Origin of the sequence: Agrobacterium sp. SORGH_AS_0440 (genome assembly GCF_031453135.1) — a bacterium.
In the GTDB taxonomy this organism is placed as follows: Bacteria; Pseudomonadota; Alphaproteobacteria; order Rhizobiales; family Rhizobiaceae; genus Agrobacterium; species Agrobacterium pusense.
On record NZ_JAVIYR010000002.1, the window covers coordinates 314,050 to 336,121 of the forward strand.

General features: G+C 56.0%; 20 protein-coding genes, 1 tRNA gene and 1 pseudogene. 16 read left to right on the forward strand and 6 right to left on the reverse strand.

The genetic code is table 11. The features are described from left to right. The first annotated feature begins 2 nt into the window (after window positions 1-2). Window positions 3-920 (forward strand): DMT family transporter, encoded by a 918-nt coding sequence (locus QE453_RS10800; protein ID WP_037089382.1) that lies wholly within the window; start codon window positions 3-5, stop codon window positions 918-920. 47 nt (window positions 921-967) lie between these two features. Here QE453_RS10800 and argB read toward each other — a convergent pair whose 3' ends face one another. Next, window positions 968-1,852, reverse strand: a complete 885-nt coding sequence (gene argB, locus QE453_RS10805) for an acetylglutamate kinase (protein WP_004439672.1) — start codon at window positions 1,850-1,852, stop codon at window positions 968-970. Window positions 1,853-2,118: 266 nt separating this feature from the next. Between argB and QE453_RS10810 the strand changes: the two genes are divergently transcribed. After that, a complete protein-coding gene (locus QE453_RS10810; protein WP_022555534.1) occupies window positions 2,119-2,496 on the forward strand; it encodes a hypothetical protein in 378 nt (125 codons plus the stop codon). Window positions 2,497-2,508: 12 nt separating this feature from the next. Here QE453_RS10810 and yihA read toward each other — a convergent pair whose 3' ends face one another. Genes yihA through rpmH form a run of 4 tightly spaced genes read right to left on the reverse strand, consistent with a single transcriptional unit; the run spans window position 2,509 to window position 5,517 of the window. After that, window positions 2,509-3,162 (reverse strand): ribosome biogenesis GTP-binding protein YihA/YsxC, encoded by a 654-nt coding sequence (gene yihA, locus QE453_RS10815; RefSeq protein WP_004439676.1) that lies wholly within the window; start codon window positions 3,160-3,162, stop codon window positions 2,509-2,511. Continuing rightward, window positions 3,159-4,961, reverse strand: coding sequence for a membrane protein insertase YidC (yidC, locus tag QE453_RS10820; protein ID WP_004439678.1), 1,803 nt, complete (start codon window positions 4,959-4,961; stop codon window positions 3,159-3,161). Before yidC ends, yihA begins: the two co-directional genes overlap by 4 nt. Continuing rightward, on the reverse strand, window positions 4,961-5,344 hold the full coding sequence (gene rnpA / locus QE453_RS10825; protein WP_004439680.1) for a ribonuclease P protein component: 384 nt from the start codon (window positions 5,342-5,344) through the stop codon (window positions 4,961-4,963). Before rnpA ends, yidC begins: the two co-directional genes overlap by 1 nt. A gap of 35 nt (window positions 5,345-5,379) precedes the next feature. Continuing rightward, window positions 5,380-5,517 carry a 50S ribosomal protein L34 gene (gene rpmH, locus QE453_RS10830; protein ID WP_003493611.1) on the reverse strand — a complete coding sequence of 46 codons (138 nt, stop codon included), beginning with the start codon at window positions 5,515-5,517 and terminating at the stop codon, window positions 5,380-5,382. A gap of 351 nt (window positions 5,518-5,868) precedes the next feature. Here rpmH and QE453_RS10835 point away from each other — a divergent pair, with 351 nt between their 5' ends. From QE453_RS10835 to QE453_RS10875, 10 genes and pseudogenes are all read left to right on the forward strand, one after another. After that, window positions 5,869-7,923, forward strand: coding sequence for a methyl-accepting chemotaxis protein (locus tag QE453_RS10835; RefSeq protein ID WP_112766100.1), 2,055 nt, complete (start codon window positions 5,869-5,871; stop codon window positions 7,921-7,923). 244 nt (window positions 7,924-8,167) lie between these two features. After that, window positions 8,168-9,586 (forward strand): ATP-binding protein, encoded by a 1,419-nt coding sequence (locus QE453_RS10840; protein WP_006698926.1) that lies wholly within the window; start codon window positions 8,168-8,170, stop codon window positions 9,584-9,586. 217 nt (window positions 9,587-9,803) lie between these two features. Beyond that, window positions 9,804-9,880 (forward strand) — tRNA-Arg (locus QE453_RS10845). 92 nt (window positions 9,881-9,972) lie between these two features. Further along, window positions 9,973-10,194 (forward strand): annotated as a pseudogene (locus QE453_RS25245) (DUF6538 domain-containing protein); the annotation flags it as partial. 27 nt (window positions 10,195-10,221) lie between these two features. Continuing rightward, complete coding sequence (locus QE453_RS10850) at window positions 10,222-11,583, forward strand: hypothetical protein (RefSeq protein WP_309777053.1); 1,362 nt, start codon at window positions 10,222-10,224, stop codon at window positions 11,581-11,583. Between the two features lie 155 nt (window positions 11,584-11,738). Beyond that, window positions 11,739-12,002 (forward strand): hypothetical protein, encoded by a 264-nt coding sequence (locus tag QE453_RS10855; protein ID WP_309777054.1) that lies wholly within the window; start codon window positions 11,739-11,741, stop codon window positions 12,000-12,002. 221 nt (window positions 12,003-12,223) lie between these two features. Continuing rightward, entirely contained in the window at window positions 12,224-14,689 is a 2,466-nt protein-coding gene (locus QE453_RS10860) for a hypothetical protein (RefSeq protein ID WP_309777055.1), read from the forward strand. A 98-nt stretch (window positions 14,690-14,787) separates the two neighbouring features. Beyond that, on the forward strand, window positions 14,788-15,342 hold the full coding sequence (locus QE453_RS10865) for a ribonuclease H (protein WP_309777056.1): 555 nt from the start codon (window positions 14,788-14,790) through the stop codon (window positions 15,340-15,342). A gap of 174 nt (window positions 15,343-15,516) precedes the next feature. After that, window positions 15,517-16,152: a hypothetical protein gene (locus QE453_RS10870; RefSeq protein WP_309777057.1), complete on the forward strand. Its 636-nt coding sequence runs from the start codon at window positions 15,517-15,519 to the stop codon at window positions 16,150-16,152. Continuing rightward, window positions 16,137-16,664 carry a hypothetical protein gene (locus QE453_RS10875; RefSeq protein WP_309777058.1) on the forward strand — a complete coding sequence of 176 codons (528 nt, stop codon included), beginning with the start codon at window positions 16,137-16,139 and terminating at the stop codon, window positions 16,662-16,664. Before QE453_RS10870 ends, QE453_RS10875 begins: the two co-directional genes overlap by 16 nt. 173 nt (window positions 16,665-16,837) lie before the next feature. Here QE453_RS10875 and QE453_RS10880 read toward each other — a convergent pair whose 3' ends face one another. After that, window positions 16,838-17,269: a DUF6998 domain-containing protein gene (locus QE453_RS10880; RefSeq protein WP_309777059.1), complete on the reverse strand. Its 432-nt coding sequence runs from the start codon at window positions 17,267-17,269 to the stop codon at window positions 16,838-16,840. Between the two features lie 1,039 nt (window positions 17,270-18,308). On the opposite strand from QE453_RS10880, the gene QE453_RS10885 reads away from it, so the two are divergent. From QE453_RS10885 to QE453_RS10900, 4 genes are all read left to right on the forward strand, one after another. Next, entirely contained in the window at window positions 18,309-18,758 is a 450-nt protein-coding gene (locus tag QE453_RS10885) for a hypothetical protein (RefSeq protein WP_309777060.1), read from the forward strand. 136 nt (window positions 18,759-18,894) lie between these two features. After that, on the forward strand, window positions 18,895-19,440 hold the full coding sequence (locus QE453_RS10890) for a recombinase family protein (RefSeq protein WP_309777061.1): 546 nt from the start codon (window positions 18,895-18,897) through the stop codon (window positions 19,438-19,440). Window positions 19,441-19,604: 164 nt separating this feature from the next. After that, window positions 19,605-20,555: an STM4504/CBY_0614 family protein gene (locus tag QE453_RS10895; protein ID WP_309777062.1), complete on the forward strand. Its 951-nt coding sequence runs from the start codon at window positions 19,605-19,607 to the stop codon at window positions 20,553-20,555. Window positions 20,556-20,610: 55 nt separating this feature from the next. Next, a complete protein-coding gene (locus QE453_RS10900) occupies window positions 20,611-21,972 on the forward strand; it encodes a HEPN domain-containing protein (RefSeq protein WP_309777063.1) in 1,362 nt (453 codons plus the stop codon). Window positions 21,973-22,072: the final 100 nt, after the last annotated feature.

Here is a 22,072-nt window from a genome sequence, read left to right on the forward strand (position 1 = left end):
GCATGGAACTCTGGATAGGCATTACTTTCGCAAGCGCGTTTTTGCAGAACCTGCGCTCGACTTTGCAAAAACACCTCAAGGGCATGATGGGCACCACGGGTGCAACGTTTGTGCGCTTCGTGTTCGGCATGCCCTTCGCTCTCGCTTATCTTGCATTCCTGCATCTTGGGCTTGGCCGTCCGCTGCCGGTGCCGAACATGGCCTTCGCCGTGTGGGCAACGGTCGGGGCCATGGCGCAGATCGCCGCCACATTCCTTCTGGTGCACCTGTTCTCTTTCCGCAATTTCGCTGTCGGCACGGCCTATTCCCGCACGGAGCCGGCACAGGCGGCGCTGTTTGCTCTCATTTTCATAGGCGAGAGCGTCACGGGCGGTACATTGGCGGCGATAGCGATTTCGGTCGCCGGCGTCATGCTGATTTCCGTGGCGCGCACGGAAGTAACGCCCGCTTCCTTCCTCACCTCGATCTTCAGCCGAACGGCGGGTATCGGCCTCGCCTCGGGTGCGTTCTTCGGACTGTCGTCTGTTGCCTATCGGTCGGCATCGCTGGCGCTAGCACCAAGCCTGCCTGCCCCGGATGCGATGATGCAGGCGGGCTTCACCCTCGTCATCGTCATCGTCATGCAGACGGTATCGATGTTCCTGTGGATCATCTGGCGGGAGAGGGAAGAATTGCGGCGCATCGCCAGGGTGTGGAAACCATCACTTGCCGTCGGTTTCGTGGGCGCCACGGCCTCGTTCGGCTGGTTCACGGCAATGACCCTGCAGCAGGCCGCCGTGGTGAAGGCACTGGCGCAGGTGGAGATGCTGTTCGCCTTCGCTTCGACCGTGCTTTTCTTCAAGGAGAAGATCAACCGGCTTGAACTGTCCGGCTGCCTGCTGATTGTGGTCGGTGTGCTGTCGCTCCTGGCATTCGGGTGAATGCCTGATGTGGCGGACAGGTTTGCCGTCCGCCACCCTGAAGCACATCAGGGCACGATGAGCGTGCCGGCGCCTTCGGTAAAGATTTCCAGAAGGACGGAGTGCGGCGTCTTGCCGTTGAGGATCACCACGCCCTGAACACCAGCCTTGATGGCGTCGATGCAGGTCTCGACCTTCGGGATCATGCCGCCGGAAATCGTGCCGTCCTTGATGAGGGCGCGTGCCTGCGAGACGGTGAGCTCCTTGATGAGTTCCTTGTTCTTGTCGAGAACGCCGGGAACGTCGGTGAGGAACAGCAGACGCGAAGCGTGAAGTGCACCCGCAATCGCGCCGGCGAAGGTATCGGCATTGATGTTGTATGTCGCGCCATCGCGGCCAGGGGCGACCGGTGCGATGACCGGAATCATTTCCGATTTAGCGAGCAGGTCGAGCAGTGTGCGGTCGACTTCCACGACTTCGCCGACGAAGCCGAGGTCGAGCACGCGCTCGATGTTGCTGTCGGGGTCGATCACGGTCTTTTTCGCCTTCTCGGCGAAGACCATGTTGCCATCCTTGCCGCACAGGCCGATGGCCCATTCGCCCGTCTGGTTTATGAGGGCGACGATTTCCTTGTTGATCGAGCCGGCCAGAACCATTTCAACGATCTCGACCGTCTTGGCGTCGGTGACGCGCAGGCCGCCCTCGAATTTTGACTCAATGCCCATCTTGCTCAGCATGGCGCCGATCTGCGGGCCGCCGCCATGCACGACGATGGGGTTGATTCCCGACTGCTTCAACAAGGCGATGTCTTCCGCGAATGCCTTGCCAAGCGTGGAATCGCCCATGGCGTGGCCGCCATATTTCACCACGATGGTCTTGTTCTCGTATTTTTGCATGAAAGGCAGAGCCTGTGCGAGCAGCCGCGCCTGAGTTTCGCTTTCGGAAGACGTCATCTAAAAACCTCGGTCTGTGGTTGCGGCCGTTGAAGCCTGTCACCGCTCTAAAGCAAGTCTTTGACGGATGAAATAACCTCCGGGCCTTATTGTGTCGGCTGCGGTCAAATTTCTTTTTTTTGCCTGTTCCGGCCCTGTAATGAGATTGACATAAAGGGCCAATGGGACCAGCCTTGCTGATGAAGGGGAGGGGTTAATTCAGGGTGATGAAGATGTCTCGCGCCGTGGAAATGGTGCACCTGAACGACCGAGGAGTGATTGAACACATGACGGCACCCGATCGAGACAAGCAAAGCGGTTTGCGGGACGAAGTGCTCGCCGGCGAATATGTGCTGGGTGCCCTGCCGCCGGAAAGCATGGCGGAGCTTGCCAAGCGCGTAAAACGCGACAGGCAGTTCGCGGCCATGGTCAGGCGCTGGCGTGACAATCTGGCGGAAACCGAATATCGCGAAAATGCGACCGTCGCTGCGCTGCTGGAACGGGACCCCCGCCGATCCGGTCTGCCATTCAGGAGCCAGCCGTTGCGGAGTGGCAGCATGTTCGCAGCCATGCTCTCGGAGATCTGGCATTCCGTGCGCTTCTGGCGCCTTCTGGCTTTGACGGCGATGCTCTGGACCGCCGTTCTGCTTTTCACCATCGCCTGAGAGGCACGCCTCTCAAAGAGAGATCGTTCTGATGATCTCGGCCCGCAGGTTATCCAGCCCGACTGATTTTTCCGAGGATGTGGCGAGAACTTCCGGATAGGCGGCAGGGCGCTTGCGGATTTTCTCAAGCGTTTCGCCAATCAGCCGCGGCACGCCGGCATCCTTGATCTTGTCCGTCTTCGTCAGCACGATCTGGTAGGACACAGCCGCCTTGTCGAGGAGGGTCAGAACCTCCTCGTCATTCTTTTTCACGCCGTGGCGGGAATCGATCAGCACGTAGACGCGCTTCAGCGTCGCACGGCCGCGGAGGTAATCGAAGACGAGCTTCGTCCAGGCATCGACCTGATCCTTGGGGGCCTGCGCATAACCGTAACCGGGCATGTCGACCAACGCCATCGGCGGAAGATCGCCCTCTGCACCGGAGTAACCATCGGGAACGAAATAATTCAGTTCCTGGGTGCGTCCCGGCGTGTTGGAGGTGCGGGCAAGCCCTTTGTGGCCCACCAGCGCATTGATGAGCGAGGATTTGCCGACATTCGAACGACCGGCGAAGGCAATTTCCGGCGGCCCTTCAGGCGGCAGGAATTTCATCGCGGGGACGCCGCGAATGAAAATCCAGGGTCGTCCGAATAGTGGCTTTTCGGTTGCCGCGCCGGTTTCACTCATTTCGATTGCACCGGCTTTCGCTTGAACAGCCCTTTGATGTTATCGAACAGCTCGATCTTGGCGCCCTGGCGCTTCATGATGACCGCCTGCTGGGTGATGGAGAGCGTATTGTTCCATGCCCAGTAGATGACCAGACCGGCGGGGAAGGAGGCCAGCATGAAGGTGAAGATCAGCGGCATCCAGTTGAAGATCATCGCCTGCGTCGGATCGGGCGGCGTCGGGTTCATGCGCATCTGCAGGAACATGGTGATGCCCATGACAAGCGGCCAGACACCGATCATCAGGAAGTGCGGCACATCGTAAGGCAGAAGGCCGAAGAGGTTGAACAGCGATGTCGGGTCCGGCGCGGAAAGGTCGTGGATCCAGCCGAAGAACGGCGCGTGCCGCATTTCGATGGTGACGTAGATGACCTTGTAGAGCGCGAAGAAGACCGGGATCTGCAGCAGCATCGGCCAGCAGCCGGCAACGGGATTGATCTTTTCTTCCTTGTAGAGCTGCATCATCGCCTGCTGCATGGCCATGCGGTCATCGCCATGCTTGGCCTTCAGCTCTTCCATCTTCGGCTGCACGCGCTTCATGTTCGCCATGGAAGCATATTGCTTGCTGGCGAGCGGGAAGAAGAGGGCTTTGACGACGATGGTGGTAAGCAGGATCGCTACGCCGAAGTTACCAAAATAACGGAAGAAGAAATCCATCATTTTGAACATCGGCTTGGTGATGAAGTAGAACCAGCCCCAGTCGATCAGAAGGTCGAACTTCGGAATTGCGTAGGTCGTCTCGTAACGGTCAACCAGCGGCACTTCCTTGGCGCCAGCGAAAACAAGGCTCTTCAGCTCGATCGACTGGCCGGGCTCGACCGTCATCGGGTCACTCTTGAAATCTGCCTGATAGCTCGGCTGATTGCCGGTGATGTGCGAATAACGGGTTTCGAATGGCGTCGTCTGGGGCGGAACGATGGCCGCAGCCCAATATTTGTCAGTGATGCCGAGCCAGCCGCCGGTCGCCTTGGCAACCGTTACCGGTGCTTCTTCGACGTCCTTGTACTTTTCTTCCGTCAGGCTGCCGTCTTTGCCCGAAACGCCGAGAAAACCTTCATGGATGACGAAGACCGGGGGAACTGCGGGCTTGTTGTTACGCGTCACGCGGCCATAGGTGGCGAAGGAGATGGCCGCCTGGCCGGGGTTCTCAACCTTGTCGGCGACCGAGATCATGTAATGCTCGTCGATCGAAACCGTACGGGAGAAAATCACACCCTTGGCATTGGTGTAGGTGAGGGTGACGGGCGTGTTTTCCGTCAGCTTGTCGCCGCTTGCGAGCGTCCAGACGGTGGTCGGACCGGGAACGCCGCCGACTTCCTGCGCTGCAACGTAACCGAGCTCGGTGAAGTAACCGTCCTTGGTGTCAGCGGGCGAGAACAGCGTGATGATCGGGCTCGAGTCATCGACGGTCTCATGGTAGTCCTTGAGCCGGATGTCGTCGAAGCGGGCGCCGGTGAGATTGATCGAGCCGGCGATGGCATTGGTGTCGATGGCCACACGCTGGGTTCTTGCAATCGACTCTTCGCGGGTCGCCGTTGCGGCAGTCTGCGGTGAGGAGGCGGGCGGTGCGCCTTCAACGGCAGCACCTGGTGCGGCGCCCGGCGCCGGCTGTTGTTGCTGCGTGGTCTGCTGCTGCGCCTGGCGGGCCTCTTCGGCGCGGCGCTGCTGCTCGATACGCGGATTCATGTAAAGGAATTGCCAGGCGAGGACGATGACAACCGAAAGGGCTATCGCGATGAAGTAATTGCGGTTCTTTTCCATCATTCTTTCCTGGAGCGGGTCTCCTGGGACCGTTTCGGTTTCGCCGTTCCTTCAATGCGCTCGGCAAGGAGAGACTGAAGTTTCGGGAAGGCCGTATCAAGCACATCCCTGCGGGCGACAATCACATAGTCATGACCGGGCTTCATTGCGACCCCGGCAGAAAGCCTGACGGCTTCCTTCAGACGGCGGCGCATGCGATTTCGCTCGACCGCGTTGCCTTGTCTTTTTGTTACGGTGAAACCGACGCGAGGCTCGGTTTCCGGGGATTTCCGATCAAGCACTTCCAGAAGAAAGGTGCTTCCCCGCCGTTTTTCACCTGCCTGAACGGCAAGAAACTCCGACCGGTTTTTAAGCCGGCCGGGGCTTTTCTTAGTCTCGCTCATGTGCCCACGACTTTCATCGGGCCACAGATCGGCAATTAAGCCGACAGACGGGCGCGGCCGCGCGCACGGCGGGCTGCGAGAACCTTGCGGCCGCCGGCAGTAGCCATGCGGGCACGGAAACCATGACGACGCTTGCGAACAAGCTTGGACGGTTGGTAGGTACGCTTCGACATTTATTTAATACCGCGGTGTGCGGCCCTTCTTGAATTTGCAATTATTTGCAAGAGCGTTTCGTTTTTTGCACGGCTAAACCCGCCTGGGCGAGCTTTCAATGGCCGAGCGTGCGCGGCTTATAAGGGCATAGGCCAAGCAAAGTCAATTGCCGAAGGGGTTTTCGCTCTTCACCTTTTGCGGAAAACGCACCGCGATTTCTCTTGTCGACGACAGATAAGGGCCGATTCCCATCCGCAATCGATAAAATCTGAAATTCTTTCTTAAGGCCGCATTGATAAATCTTGTGACGCGAAAAGTTATGCCAGCTTCCCATTTTCATCGCGCAGCTGGTTTTTGTTGGGGGAACGAAATTGAGAATTCGCGGTCGTATCAATCTACTTGTCGGACTGATGAGCCTTGTTGCCTGTACCATCGGCGGGCTGTCCATCTATGCGATCAACGAATTCTGGGTTCGGTCGCACCATTTCGAACAAGCGGCCGAACGTGCTTACAAGGGCGAGGCGCTCAACCGTCTGGTAACGGCAGTCGTCATGGAGGCGCGTGGCATCTATGCAGCGGCGGACATTGCTGCGGCCGCACCCTTTGCCGACGGCATGGTCAAGAACCTCGACGCCATGGACAAGCTCATTACCAGCTGGGCACCGCTCGTGCCGGCGGAACAGAAGGCTGGTTTCGACAAGCTTGCCGGCCGCTCGAAGGAATTCCGGACTTTCCGCCTGGAGACCGTCCGGCTGGCTAAGGAAAGCGGGCCTCAGGCGGCGAGCCAGCAGGGCAACAACGAAGCAAACCGCGCCAATCGCAAGGCCTATCAGGCGGAGATCGACAGTATCGTGAAAAACGACATTGCCGAGCTTGAAGTCGTCAAGGCGGGGGTCGACGCTTTCAGCACTTCCATATTCTGGGTGATTGTCGCGGTGACTGTCGCCGGCGTGGGGGCGGGGGCTGCTTTCGGCCTCTATATCGGAACGCGTCAACTGAGTGCGCCGATCCGCCGGGTATCCCAAGTCATGAGCGAGGTGGCCGACGGAAATCTGGATGTGGCAGTTCCCTACCTTGGGCGCAAGGACGAGATTGGCGAAATGGCCGCGGCCGTCGAGGTCTTCAAGACCAATGGCCGCGAAGTGCGCCGCATGAACGCTCAGGAATCCGCCATGCGGGCCAAGAGTGACGACCTGCAGGCCGGCATGGCCGTTGTCGTCGATGCCGCCGCCGCAGGGGATTTCAGCCGCCGTATCAACAAGGATTATGGCGACGACAACCTCAACCGTTTCGCAGCCACGATCAACGCCCTGCTCATCGGCGTGGACAATGGTGTCTCCGAGACCAGCCGCGTCATCGAAGGTCTTGCGCGGGGCGATCTGACGGAGAAGATGGATGGCGAGTTCCGCGGCGTGTTCGCCGAACTCCAGTCGAACGTCAACCAGACGCTGGCCAAGCTGCGGGAAACAATGCGCGAAGTGCGCAGCAGCACGGAGGGTATCAGCGGTAATGCCGGCGAATTGCGCTCGGCCGCCGATGATCTTTCCAGGCGAACGGAACAGCAGGCCGCGGCGCTCGAGGAAACATCCGCCGCTCTGGACGAGATCACTGCCGTTGTCCGAAATTCCACCGACCGCGCCCAGGAAGCCAGCGCCATGGTGGCTGAAACCAAGCAGAAGACCGAAGAATCCGCCAATGTCGTACGCGATGCCGTTTCTGCGATGGACCGTATCGAGCATGCGTCGCGGGAAATCAGCCAGATCATCAATGTCATCGATGAAATCGCCTTCCAGACCAATCTCCTTGCTCTGAATGCGGGCGTGGAAGCGGCCAGGGCCGGCGAGGCAGGCAAGGGTTTTGCAGTCGTCGCTCAGGAAGTGCGTGAGCTCGCACAGCGCTCGGCAACGGCGGCCAAGGACATCAAGGCGCTGATCACCAAGTCCGGTGAGGAAGTCGGGCGCGGGGTATCGCTGGTCCAGAGAACCGGCAGCGCTTTGAGTGAGATCGAAACGCGCGTCCTGGCGATCAACGAGCATATCCACTCCATAGCTACCGCGGCGAAGGAACAGTCCACAGGCCTGCACGAGGTGAATACGGCCATTAACCAGATGGATCAGGTTACACAGCGTAATGCCGCCATGGTGGAGGAAACCTCGGCCGCAACCCATAAGCTCAGCAGCGAGGCGGACCATCTTGTCACGCTGGTGACCCGCTTCAATGTCGGCGCGGATGGTGTTCAGCGGAACCTTCGCGCCGAGACCGCGTCGCGTCCGGCCCGCGCCGCGCAGCCCATGCGGCCCGTTGCAGTGTCAGACAGAACGACGGCGGTGGCTTCTCCGGCGCGCAAATTGATGAACAGCGTCAGCCGGGCACTCAGCGCTCAGCCAGCCGTAGCGCCGGCGCAGGGGGACTGGCAGGAATTCTGACGGGGTTACCTGATAACTAAGCCGCTTCTTGCTTCAGACGCCGCCTTGTGGCGGCGTTTGTTTTATTGCAATGAAAACCTTGCGTCGCAGCGCATTGGAAAAAAATCCGTTAGGTCCTATTATCGTTGGTGCATATAAACCGAGCCGTTCAACCGAAGCGGCGGCGCGCATACAGGATCAGGCCCCGGTGTTTTCTAAAGGCGTAGACAGCTTGGACCGCACGGAAGATAATCCGGCGCACGGCATGCCGGGATTGACTGCCGGTCTTTCCGGGCGGCTGCTGTTGCTCACGGTCATTTTTGTCATGATCGCGGAAGTGCTCATCTTCGTGCCTTCCGTCGCAAATATGCGCCTGTCCTGGTTGAGGGATCGTCTGAATACGGCTGCCGCGGCCGGCGCGGTGATTGACGGATTGCAGGCCGAATTGCCGCGAAGCGTGCAGAACGATACCCTGATGGCGACAGGCGCGAAACTGATAGCCCTGCGCAAGGACGGTACGTCGCGGCTGCTGGCGGCTGCGGAAACCCCGCCCGGCGTCGATGAGCAATATGATCTTTCCGATGTGTCGCAGGTGGCCGCAGTACGCGATGCCTTTTCCACCCTGCTGTTCGGCGGTAACCGCGTCATCCGCGTTTTCGATGTCGTTGGCGACAGCGACACCATCATCGAACTGGTGCTGGGCGAGAACAAGCTCAGGGCTGCCATGCTGGCCTATGCCCGCAATGTGTTCCTCATTTCCATCGTTCTTTCGCTGATCACCGCCGGCCTCATTTTCATCTCCATCAACCGCATCATGATACGGCCGATACGCCGGCTGACGCTCGGCATGCAGAATTTTTCGGAAGATCCTGGCAACCCGGAGCGGATTTTCGTGCCGGAGGAGGGAACGGACGAGCTGGCCGTTGCCGGGCGTCATCTCGCCGATATGCAGACGGAACTGCAGAAAACGCTGCGGCAACAGAAAAACCTCGTGGATCTCGGCCTCGCCGTCTCGAAGATAAACCACGACATGCGCAACATCCTCTCATCCGCGCAGTTGATGTCTGACCGTCTGGTGGACGCAAAAGACCCGATGGTGCGAAGCTTCGCGCCGAAACTGCTGCGTACCATCGACCGTGCCGTTGCCTATACCGGCGAAGTTCTGGCCTATGGCCAGGCGACGGAAGGTGCGCCGAAACGCAAGATGGTGCAGTTGAGCCTTCTGGTGCGGGACGTGCGCGATATCCTGGCGCTGGAGCCGGACAGCGGTATTGAATTCCGCGACAGCGTGCCCGCGGAGTTGACGGTGGATGCGGATTCGGAGCAGCTATTCCGGGTAATCCACAATCTGTGTCGCAATGCCGTCCAGGCCCTGCAATCCGATGCCGCCAATGCCGCGCCGAGGTATCTTTCCATCTCGGGCCAGAGGGCCGGCAGCGTCGTCAGCATCGTGATCGACGATAACGGTCCGGGTATGCCGCGGAAGGCCAAGGAGAACCTGTTTTCCGCCTTCAGGGGCTCGGCCCGTTCCGGCGGCACCGGGCTCGGCCTGGTCATCGCCCGCGAACTGGTGCTGGCCCACGGCGGCACCATCGCGCTTGTCGAGAAGCCGGGCCCCGGCACGCAGTTCCGCATCGAAATCGCCGATCGCGCCACGACGGTGCAGGCGGCCAGAACCGCCTGAAAGGCCCCCACCCGGATAGTCCAGCGCAGCCTTCATACCCGCTGGATGATATGCGGCTCACGCGCTCTCGAAAACGCACGTTTAGGAATGTCGTTTATTTTCAATGCGATAATTGAATTGCTGCGGAAAAATGACAATTTCGAAGCAAAATCGCTTGCAATCGGAATGAGGACGTTTTAGAGGATCGCCACGCCACCGGAAACGACCGGAACGGCACGCACCCGTAGCTCAGCTGGATAGAGCACCAGACTACGAATCTGGGGGTCAGGAGTTCGAATCTCTTCGGGTGCGCCATTCCATCCTCTTGATGGATAACAATAATCTGATTTTGCTGATTAATTTCCTGCTGCTTTTGGTACACAAAGGTAGCACACATGGTCCTTTCTATGCCCTCCCCATATAAACATCCTTCGACTGGCGTTTATTGGTATCGGCAGCGCGTACCAGCGCGACTCAAGTCAATAGCTAAGGGGAAGTCCGTCACGGTCACGATTGACGGTTATGCTTCATGTCCGACAATTGGGGATGATATCAAGGTATCGCTCAGAACCAAGACACCAGCAGACGCGAAAAGGTTGGCCCCAGAGGCGCAAGCGGAGTTTGACCGCATTTGGTTGAGCTTCGAAAATGGCCCTGTGACCCTCACACTGCGGCAAATCGTTGGCCTAGCCGGTGAGATGTACCATACCATCCGCAAGGCGCTCGAAGACGACCCAAGGGAAGCCGGGGAGTGGGCCGAACGCCGCCGCCAATGGGAGGCAAACGACCGCGTGTTACAGCGGTCAGACCTCTATGGGTTGATGATCAAACCTCTGCCAGACCTTCGCAGCCGCTTGGGTTCATGGGTTGACGGTGCGCTCGCGCAGCATCACCTTACGGTCACTCAGGACACTTACGAGCGCCTCCTACTGGAATTCGACCGTGCGGCCTCAGACATAGCGGACCTTTTGGAAAAGCGCGCCAAAGGTGATTTCAGCCCTGATATAACAGGCTCTCGGTTTCCTACTTTCGACATGGGCAATGCTCAATCTAAAGTCGATGAGGGCGGAAAGACCAAAATCACCGGCCTTCTTTCCACATGGGCGGGACGCCTGAAACAGCCAAAGCCGCAAACGGTGATACGCTACACAGGTATCATAACGCAGCTTGTGGCGTATCTCGGTCATGATGACGCTGACCGCTTGACGGATGCGGATATCGTTAGATGGCATAGTAAGCTTATCGAAGCGGGTGCGGTTTCGCATGAAACCTTTATAAAAGCGTACAGGGCTGCGATAAGCACCGTTTATGCCTATGGGATGACTGCGCAGGGCGGGAAACTGGTGGTGCATAATCCGGCTGCAAAGCTCTTGCTAGAAGGTCCTCGGAAAAAGCAGAGCCGCCCCAAGAGCTTTTATGTTGAGGAAGCCCATAGCATCCTCCGTTGTGCGCTCGATGCGTTGACCGCAGAGAACAGCTATTCCGAAATCAACCGTTCGGCCATGCGCTGGGTGCCTTGGATATGTGCATATACAGGTGCAAGAGCTGGTGAAGTCTGCCAGCTCCGTAAACAGGATTTCGTAGAGATTGACGGCATCCAATGCATTGCACTCTTGCCTGATGCTGGAACAATCAAGACAGGACAATTTCGGTACGTTCCACTTCACCCGCACCTCATTGAGCAAGGCTTGTGGAAGTTCGCCGGTCGCGCCAAAGCTGGACCGTTGTTTTTCAATTGCGCGCTGAAATCCAAACAGCCATGGGTGCAGACAGTCCAGTTGCTTGGGGAGTGGGTGAGGTCCGTTGCCGGGGTAACCGACCCCCGTATCGGACCTAACCACGCTTGGAGGCACTGGTTCAAATCCAAGGGCCGCACCGCTGGTATAGATAACGTCTACCTTGACGCGATTTGCGGGCATAGCCTGCCGACACAGGGAAATAACTACGGCGAGTTTGAGCCCAGTGCCTTGTTGCGTGAAATTTGCAAGCTCCCGCCCATCGAGATCAAGACCGCCTAGAAGCCCCGAGGAAGAACCACGGGGCAACCAAAGGCAGGTTCGGCGGCATCCTTACGCCCGCTCACCTGTACCTTCCTGTGGCCCTTCTTGGGGGCTTCGCTTCCACGCCTTCCGAACAGTGCGGAAGGTGCAGCGCTTATCAGGGAATATTTTTCATGCGCAACATCATCACCGGTAACGCCACACACAATGATACCGTCGAGGCCCTCACAAAACGCATTGTCGAGCTGGAGGCGGCGCTCGCGCTTGAAAAATACAATGTCGAGTTCCTGAAAAATCAAGCCCGGAAGAGTCGCGGAAAAACCAAGGCCATCAAGCAGGGGTACTCCCAAGCTCGTAACCATCTTGGTCAGGCGCTGGACAGGGCAGAACGGGCGGAGCGCTTTAGTGAGCAGTATGCGCGGCTGGCTGGACGTTAATTAGAACCCACCATTAGAGGCTCGCAAATCAGCAGACGGCTGAATTACCCCTCACCATAGAGTTTCTCCGCCCCGACGATGGTGGCGCGAGAATTCCTTTTTCGGGCCACCCTCAGTTTTTTTCATGAAAGCTGGCGGTGGCCTTTTTCATTTCCATTACCGGGCTTCCGGCCCCACCTTTTATTAGCTCGGCACCTTTTCGGCTGCCAGAAGGAACTCCCATGACAAAACTACCGGGATTGACCCGACAAGATGACCGTCCCTCAGTGGGTGGTTCGAACCGTGGACGCGTGCAGGTTCGGAACCCCATCGGGGATGTAGCCTTGCAGCCGCAGGCTCGCCCGGTGGATACCTACAGCCGCCCTCAGGCCGCACCTTCTGGACCCAACGGTCTCCAGCAGCTTGCCGGGGCGCTTGCCCAGATCAGCCCAGCGCTCACCAACTATCTCGATAATACCGCCGCCAAGGCACAGAAGGACGCCGAGGACCGCGCTATGCGGCGCATTGGCGGCATGAGTTTCCAAGAGGCTCGTGATGCTGTGAACAGCGGCAAGATGAGCGAAATGGAGAACCCGTGGTTCAAGGCTGCTTTCATGAAGCAGTATGGCGAACGGCTGGCGTATGAGCGCGTCAACGAGCTGTCCACGGAATACGAGACCAACTTCGACAAGAACTCTGGTGATGTCGATGGTCTTATCCGAGGCCGGACAGCGGAAGACTTAGAGCAGTACGGGAACGACCCCCACTTTACTGGGGCGTACACCAAGGTCATGGACGGCTTCGGTGCCAGGGCGAAGACCGCTCAGGCTCAATACAAGACCGAGCAGGTGAAACAGGATACCGTCAGCGGGGTCTACGACACCTTCCACGGTGAAGCCACCGCACTCCGGGAAGCCGGTAAAAGCCCTCAGGAAATCGTCACCGCACTCCGGGGGAAATACGAAGGTAACCGCTCTCTGCTCCATGTGGACTTCAAGGAGCAGGACAGGGAAATGGTCCGGCTGGCCGAAGCTTTCGCGACTAAGGGCGACATGGAGATGGTCAACGCCATCCTCAATTCCGACCGCAAGGGAGCCGATGGCACTGTTCTCGGCCCCCTCTCAGCCAACCGGGAATTTCAGGCGGATGCAAATCGTATCACGACAAATGCCGAAAGGCAGGCATTTGACAACACCGAAAAAGCGACACGCGAAACGCGATACGATTTTCTCAACGAGGCGCAGGAAGGGAAACTGAATGTAGAGCGGTTCCGCGAATGGCATAAGGCTAACCCCGGCGCTTACACGGAAGCCCAGTCAATCGCTGTCATCAACCACAATAATACCGTGGTAGAACAGCAGCAGGAGCAGGCGCGAAAAAACACCGAAAGGCTACAGATGCGCGCCGCTGCCACGAAGTCCGAGGAAGACCTTATTCTCCGCAATTTCGAGGCAGCGAGAACAGGGATGCTTCCGTTTATCGAGGAGGCGACCGTTTTGACCGACACAGGTGGCAACAAGACGGTCTCTGTGGAGGAGCAGAAAAAGGCCCTAGCGAAAAGGATTGTCGATCAGACCGAGCGGCTTGTGCAGTTGGGCAAGGCAGACAAGGAGCAGGCATTTGGGATGCAGGTGGAAAGTTTCTCGGTCAACAATCTTACTAATCCGAAATGGGAAAGCTTGCTCAAATCAGGGTCGAAAGCCGCCACCCCTTTCACCCTTTCGGGCGGTGCCGTTCCACCTGTGCTACAGGACAGTGCCGACCTCTATATGAGGTTGCATGCTGCCAATCCCAAGCTTCTCGAAACGCACATCAAGGACAGCACCGACAGGGACTTCTTTGAGGCGTACCGAGTTGCAACACAGTACGTCAAACTTGCGCCGGAACAGGCGATGCAAATGGCAATGATGCAAACATCGGACCCAGATAAAGTCCGGTCGATTGGCACCTCAGCCCGCTTAGATCAGGTCGAGGAGCGGGTTAACGACATCCGGCATGGAGGCGGATGGTTTACCTCAGGTTCACCTCCCGCGAACAAGAGTTACGTGGCTTCTGAAATATCCCGGCTGGGTAAGTTTTATGTCCAAAATGGCATGGCCACAGAGGATGCCCTTGACGAAGCCAAGAGCCGCTTTCTTGCTTCTCACACCGAAGTTGGCGGAAACTTCGTTTACACGGGTGGAAAGGACATCCCTAAAAACTTCGGCACTCTCGCCTCTCGCGCCATTGAAAAATATGTCGAGGATTTTGGCGAAGACGAGGGGGTGGAAGCGAGCGACCTGACTATCAGGCCCGCCACAAACGGGCAGGGCTGGCTTATCGTACATCAATCCGGTCAATATCCCGTCGAGAACTCTGCACGGGCAAATCTGACACTTCGCTCTCTTTTTGAAATGGAGCGGGAGCGGCAAGATAACGTCAAGCAGAAAGTCATCGATGAACACACCCGGAAGCAGAAAGACCTAGCGGCAGGCATCACGCCATTGGCTAGAATGATGCCGATGGTCCCCGGAGGGGTATTCACGGGGGATACTGCCGAAGCCATCCGCAAACGTGACGAGGAAGACCGGAAGGCATCCGGCATCCCAGCAGAACCAGAGAAACCACATGTGCCGCTTTTGGAACGACTGTTGCCACCTGTGCGCGGCGGGTTTTTCACCGGCGATAAGTACGAGGAAGTCAACGGACAGAAGCCCTCCAACAAATGACCGCTGGCGTTCAATCGCAAAATCCACCCTCGGTCCTCACGGGCCGGGGGGTTTCTTTTTCCAGCGCTTATGCGCGATAAACAACCGATGGAAACAGCATGACCATAATCCCCGATATCAGCCTCCCCTCCATCAAAGCGGGCAGGCATTACATCATCGCCACCGATGGCGCTGCCATTCCCAATCCCGGCCCCGGTGGCTGGGGTTACATCAAGCAGCTATGGGACGGCATGCAGCTTCTCCAGCAAGCACCCAATGCAGCCCGTTCGGAAGAACTGGAAAGCACCAACAACCGAATGGAAATGACGGCAGTTATCATGGCCGTGGAGAGCGTCCGGGAGGCGGAAACGCCGACCATCATTCAAACGGATAGCGAATATGTACTCAAAGGTTTCACGCTCTTCCTGCCCCAGTGGAAGACCAAAGGCTGGAAGTCATCTAGCGGCTGGGTGAAGAATAGGGAGCTTTGGGAAAGGCTAGATGCCGCCTGCGCTGGAAAGACCATCTATTGGGAGAAGGTGCTTGGTCATTCCGGTCATCGTCTCAATGAGATGGCTGACACTCTGGCGAATGCGGCGGCAGAGGGAGGCTTCCCCAAAGGGCGGTTGTCGATCAGGAAAAAGCATCTCAATTGGTTCCTATCGGGATCATGATCTCTTAGACCAAATAGGCAGACCATCGATTACCCCTCCCCATAGGAGGAGATGTTATAGCCCACCATAGGAGAAGAGATGGTCTTCCCTAGGTAAAACCTAAGATATTTATTCATAGGATGATTATAAAAGCATAATCATAGGTAATACCTATGGGAACCTTCTGGCGTCTTTATGCTGACCTATGGCAGCCAATATCGCTCTGCATCCTGTACCCTTCTCCACCATCGTCACCACCTCCCACAGCACCGCCTCATCTTTGAGGAGCGGCTTTCTGTCTGCGACACCCGCAAGGATATTTCCGTGAAACGCAAACCACCGCCATCACCGGCCCGCCTTGAGGTCCGGCCATCCGCTCCCGATGACATTACCTATCTCGCCCCAAGGCTCCGCAAGGCCGACCTCGAAAGCCTCGTGGCATGTGCATCGCCTTCCGCCGAAGTTAGCCTTACCCGAGGTCTCCGACATTCCGACATTTGCCTGACCGCTTTGGATGACCGGGGTTTGCCGGTGGCGATGTTCGGGACTGTGCCGTATCCCCAAGACCGCACCGTGGGGAACCTCTGGTTTCTGGCGACTGATGATTTGGGCGTCGACACCGAACGCCTGACCGCGACAGCCAATCATCATGTCGAAATCTTCCATGGGAAGTATCCCATCCTATCGAGTTTCATGGATTGCCGTGATCGTCCTCGGAAGCGGATGTTGCACCGTTGTGGTTTTGATTTCGGCAAGATCGCTAAAAGCCCCAGCGGACATAATTTCCAAGAAGCATTCAAAATCAGGAGCGCCGCATGTGTGATCCAATAACGATGGTGGCTGCGGCGCTCGGGACTGCACAGACAGTTACCGGATACATAGGCGAACGGCAGGCCGCAGCAGCGCAAAACGCAATGGTCCGTGAAAACCAGAAGGCCGCAAACGCAAACCTTGTTCGTGAATACGCTGACGTACAGACACGACAAATTCAGGAGGAGGATGCGGCGGCTGTCCAGAAGCAGGATATCTCCCGTGAAGCCCGCGCTGCCCGCGCCACCACCATGGTCGCAGCCGGGGAAGCCGGTGTATCCGGCCTCTCGGTCGATGCTCTTCTTGCGGACGTTTACGGAAAAGAAGCGACCGCCAAGGACCGCATCAGCCAGAACTCGGGGTTCACCACGGCAAACCTCACGCGGGAGATGGACGGCCTTAAGGCGAAAGCTCAGGACCGTATCAACTCGATGCCGTGGGCAACTGGCCCCAGCCCCTTTGCTGCCGCGCTCAAGATAGGCGGTGTCGGGCTGGACAGCTATAATCGTTATGGGAAACCCAAGCAGCCCTGATGCAGGAGGGGTGAGGGCCGCAGTCTCGATCACCGCGACCCTCGTGTTTCAGCCCCTCTAGCGTAATGAGGCCCGGTGGTAGCCACCGCTACCGCTCACAAAGATACGTATCTTATCGTCCAAAGCCAAGACCGTATGTCAGCTGAATAGGTGCCGCTAAACCTCTCTGAGGCTCATTTTTTCAGAGTCCGTAGGAAGTGAACCGAAACCGATTTTTGGCCATCCCAGGTATCAGGTAGGCGGCTGATCGCTGCGCGGTACTCTCCATCATAGACCACTTCAACTTCTTCATTTTCATAGTCGAAGACAAGCGCGATAAGTCTGTCCGCGCATAATTCGGAGTGGGTGAAGGCAAACGTCCTGCCCCGACCTGATGCTTTGATTTGAACAGAACGGTTTTCGGTATCGTATGCATCGACGGCTTTAAATGCTCGAGTGGGCACAAGCGTGAGATGGAAAAGTTCAGCGGCCACAGCTTCACCCAAGTCGCCTACAAGATTGCCGTCAAGGGTGAAACTAAGACCGTGGTGTTCGAACCTAGTGCGCAACATATTCCTTGCATGAACTAGTGCGCGGATTTCTTCAGGTAACTTATGTCTCGTCACAGGGGCCCCCAATCATGTTCTTTCCACGCAGCTATTTCGGCAAAAAAATTCGAGGCGGCAATCGATAGAAATGCTCGCGCGCACTCCCCCGTGCCCCCACGGACGCACAGATTAGCTCGGGCAGGTACACAGGCGCGGCTAGGCTCACTCCTCATTAAGATCAAGTCTTGACCTTGGCATTCCTTCCGGCATCTTCATGACGTGCAAAGGGAGACCATATGGAACTGGCGATTGAGAAACGGAGGACGCCCAAGCGGGTGAGTGCGCTTCGGATACTGAGTGACCGCATTGAGGTGCTGAGGGAGTTCCGGGCTGATATGCCGATACACATGGTCTCGGTTTTCTTGGCCGTGGCGATGCGCCCCGGAGTTCTCCAGTGTGACCTACCGGAACTTGTCGGCATTAGCCAATCATCTGTCTCTCGAAACGTCTACGCACTCGGCAAGCATGACCGGCATGGGAAACCGGGGCTTGGTCTTGTGGAGCAGCGATGCGGGCCTACGGGTGCTAGGTCACCCGAGATACACCTAACCAAGGCCGGGAGAGAACTAGCAAAGAGATTGATGGCGGCTGATATCACTCGCGACTTGATCAATCATGATGCAGCGTCATAATCACGCAGCTTCATTCAACTTAACGATGATTTGGTCTGGCCATGGCATTCGGGACGTGCAAACTCACTGGAACACGCGGAACCTTTGTTAAATGTCATTTACTTCCCAAAGCCCTCACTACGCCCCCGGACCGCAGCGAAGTGAGGGTTGAGGGAGGGGACGATAGGCATCCAATAGCTCGTTACGATAGCTGGTTTGACAAGACACTCGTCACCCGACAGGGTGAAGACGTTTTTGAGCGTCTCGACACATTCGCCATAGCCGAATTACGCCGCCACTATCTCGTGTGGAGTTCATGGGGCGATAAGTCAAAATGCCCTGTGGAGAGCGAAGACTTTAACGGTGAGAAGGGATTAAGGAAGGTCTCGTTTTCGGACCCCGTAAAAATGCGGCGGTTTTGCCTTAGTCTTTTGTGGCGAGCAGCAATGACCAATCTCCCGGGATTTTCAACGGTGAAAATCTCCGATGTGCGAATGCGGCTTCTCACAGAATTGGTTTTGTCCAATGATGCCACTCCATTCGAACATTTTCCGGTTCACCTAATTCAGCTGATAACGCGTGGCGGCTGGCACAACCAAACTCCAATAAAGCAAATCAGAGAATTTGAGGAGCAAGGGGAAAAGCGGGAAGTCGGTTTCTTTCGCTTCTACATGGACGGTTTGATTATTCACATAGAAGATGAGATCGATGACCCTGTTCAATGGCGATACAAAGACGTTGCTTTGGGAGAGAGCAAGTCGAATTTCGTAATAACATTACCATATGAAAATTCATTCCAAGACCGCTTGATAACGAGCCATATGCTAAATGCAATGAGCGATGAGAAACATGCCGCTGTTGTGGAAAGGATTTTTGCAAACAGGAAAAAAAGCTAGCCGCCCCTCTCGTCCGATAAAGTATACCCACTGCGGACGGTCGTATCAGTCGGAGAAGTGTCCTATATGGATTGACACGTGGATTATCGGACGATATTCCGATTTCATCTAGACCTTATCGGACAAAAGGTGTCTCATGAAAATCGGCTATGCCCGCGTATCTTCCACCGGCCAGAATGAAACCGCTCAGGTGGATATCCTTACCCGCCACGGTGTTGAGGAGGTCTTCATCGACAAGGCAAGTGGAACCACCCGCGAAGGCCGCATAAAGCTCGCTGAGGCCATCCGCTTTGCTCGAAAGGGGGATGCGTTGGTTGTGACCCGCCTTGATCGCCTAGCCCGCTCTGTGTCCGACCTACACGCAATCTCGCAGGAACTACAGGCCAAGGGTGTGGACTTGATCGCAACGGAACAGAACATCGATACCACGACACCTACCGGACGCCTTATGTTCAACATGCTGGGTGCCATTGCCGAGTTTGAGACGGACCTCAGGAAAGAGAGGCAGCTTGAGGGTATCGCCAAAGCGAAAGAAGAAGGGCGATACAAAGGGCGTCCTGTGACGGTTGATGGGGATGCCATAAGGGCCGCTCTCGCCGTGGGCGATAAGCCAGCAGCAGTGGCCCGGCGCTTCAATGTCGCGCGCTCGACGGTCTACAGGATAATTGCGGAAGCGGGGTGAGCATTTCGTTTAGACATCTCTGAGAGGACGTCTACGTGTTTTGTTTCTGGTCTGTATACGACCGCTTGTGGAAAGAGAGTCCTAACAACTTGTAGCAGTCACGTTCAATGCTACGTATATTTTCTAATATACGCAGCTTTGCTCGATTCGGACGGAGGCAAGTCGTGATTTTTGAGACTTTCTGGCAGCGGCAAAAACAAAAACGCGGCGAGGTGCCGGACGTATACGCTTACGATGAACTCCCGAACCCGCTTAGGGTACAGATCGTAACGATCATGCATGAAGTTGTGGGTAATTATGAAATTTATAGTGACCACTATGCTCGTGGGTCAGATAACGTCAGAAAATCATATGAAATCGTAGTAACAATATTACGGCGCGAATTCGGGCTCTTTCAACTACCCCATCGTAGCAACCGCTACGAACTGAACTATCTCGCGGAACTTACGGAGTTCATATTAGGCGAGGAGGACGTTGAAAAGGTACTAAGTGCGGTCGAGCTTTTGTGTCGCATCATTGAAAGGCAAGCCAGCAAGTCGGATTACCGAGGACATAGCGACGCGGAGACGATAGCGAAAGATGCCTTAGCTGAGATCAATGCTAGGATGCGCAGAGCAGGCGTGGGGTACGAGTATATTGCGAGTGAGATAGTCCGCATCGATTCCGAGTTTGTTCATGCGGAAGCAGTACGGCCCGCGCTCTTGCTTCTTCAAGATAAGATTTACGCAGGCGCGGACGAAGAATTCCGCAGTGCTTTTGATCATTTCCGCAAGGGGAAGACGAAGGAGTGCCTGACCGATGCACTCAAGGCCTTTGAAAGCACGATGAAAATCATCTGCAATAAGCGTAGGTGGCAAATCAATCAAAACGATACGGCAAAGAAGCTCATCGACGTGTGTCTGGAAAATGGCTTGATACCCTCTTACTGGCAGAACCATTTCAGCAGTCTCCGCTCAATGTTGGAATCAAGCGTACCTACAGCAAGAAATAAAACTAGTGGGCATGGGCAAGGCGTTATAGTGCAGGCGGTTCCAGACTATCTAGCTAGCTATGTCCTACATATGACTGCATCAACTATACTGTTCCTAATCAACGCGGAGAGAGGGCTTCGCTAAAAGCCATTGTTTCTTCGCGCGACCAAATAATGAAACCTTATTACTTGGACTATCCATGGCTACTGTTGTCTTCGAACTACATCCCTCGGCTAGGGCGTCCATTGAGGCCATTGCCGGGGACGTGTTTTCATCGGTGCGGCGAATTGAAGTTTCGCCCCAAAGGCAACCAAGCAACGGCTGGTGGCAACCAGATAACATAACCACCATCACAGATGATGACATTGTGGGGCACCCCAAAGCATGGGTCACTCAGGTGTCTGGTGGCCGAGCCTTCGTGTTCATGTGGGAAGGCAACCATTCATTTGGTCTCACACAAGAAGATTTTGAAAAACTAACAAAGCTGATCGATGCAGTCTTGAAGGTCAAATGGGCCTCCAATTCCGTAAGTACCGACTACGTGGAAAACCTGTTTCTGGATTGGGCGCGCGGACGCCTTGAGGTCCGATTAGAAGAGCCTTTCTGTGATTTACTTTTGCGAAAGGTTGCGGAGGACATCGTATTGCGAACCGTTACCGTCCCTATTCAGCATTTGGCAGTCGAGGAGGCATTTCAATTTGGAATGTCTAGGGTGATACCAATGGGCCCTAGGTATTTCGATATGATGCAAGCACGTCTCCTAGAGCTTAACCCTAATAAAGCAACAGATGTTGAAAAATTTGTTGGTCTTCTCCGCACTTCAATGGCGGACTGTTCGGCTCTCCAATTTGAGGTGCTAGCTGAGGCTGGTTACGCACAGAAAGCGGCCCTACAACGGGCTGGTGATGCGATTGGACTTCTTCGTTTTTTTAGTGTGGCTACTGTAGCGTCAACAATTATGTCGCCAGTTACACTACTCGGTGAGCTATCCATTCCTAAAACCCATGTTATCGTTGATGGCACAGACGGTGGCCTACATTATTCATCTGGCATTGCGCTAGACAATGTTGACTACTGGCGTGTGAGTAAGGAAGAGGCCGGAGCATATGTCGAGGAAGGCCTTGATGCTGTAGCTGGATTAATTGATCTCGAAAAGCTTAGCGATTTTGAGAAGGCAATCCGGTCAAGCATATTAGCCTTTTCTCGCGCGACCACATTCCCTGAACTATCTGACCGATTGGTGTTCGCATTCTCTGCGATTGAAGGGCTAATGTTGAAAAACGCGAGCGAGCCTATTCAGCAAAATGTGGGCGAGCGCGTAGCCTTTTTGACCACCTCTGTGCCTGACAAGCGACAAGCGATCGTCGAGAATTTTCGCAGGACATACAAGATGAGATCGCAGTACATCCATCATCGCTTGACCACGACGGATGTCGAGGAGCTAGATAGCGCTTTCGAGAATATCAGAGCGGCGCTATCACAGGCCATCGGCAACATCGGAAGGTTTAAAACCAAAGATGAATTTCTCGCTGCAATCGACAGAAAGAAATTCGGAGGTTAGCTGTGTTGACACTGATTCACCGCATTGGTACACAGAGCCTCCGCAGCATGGGGACAAGTCAAGCGTTTGTCGGGTTATATGCGCCGCTCAAGGGAGTTCG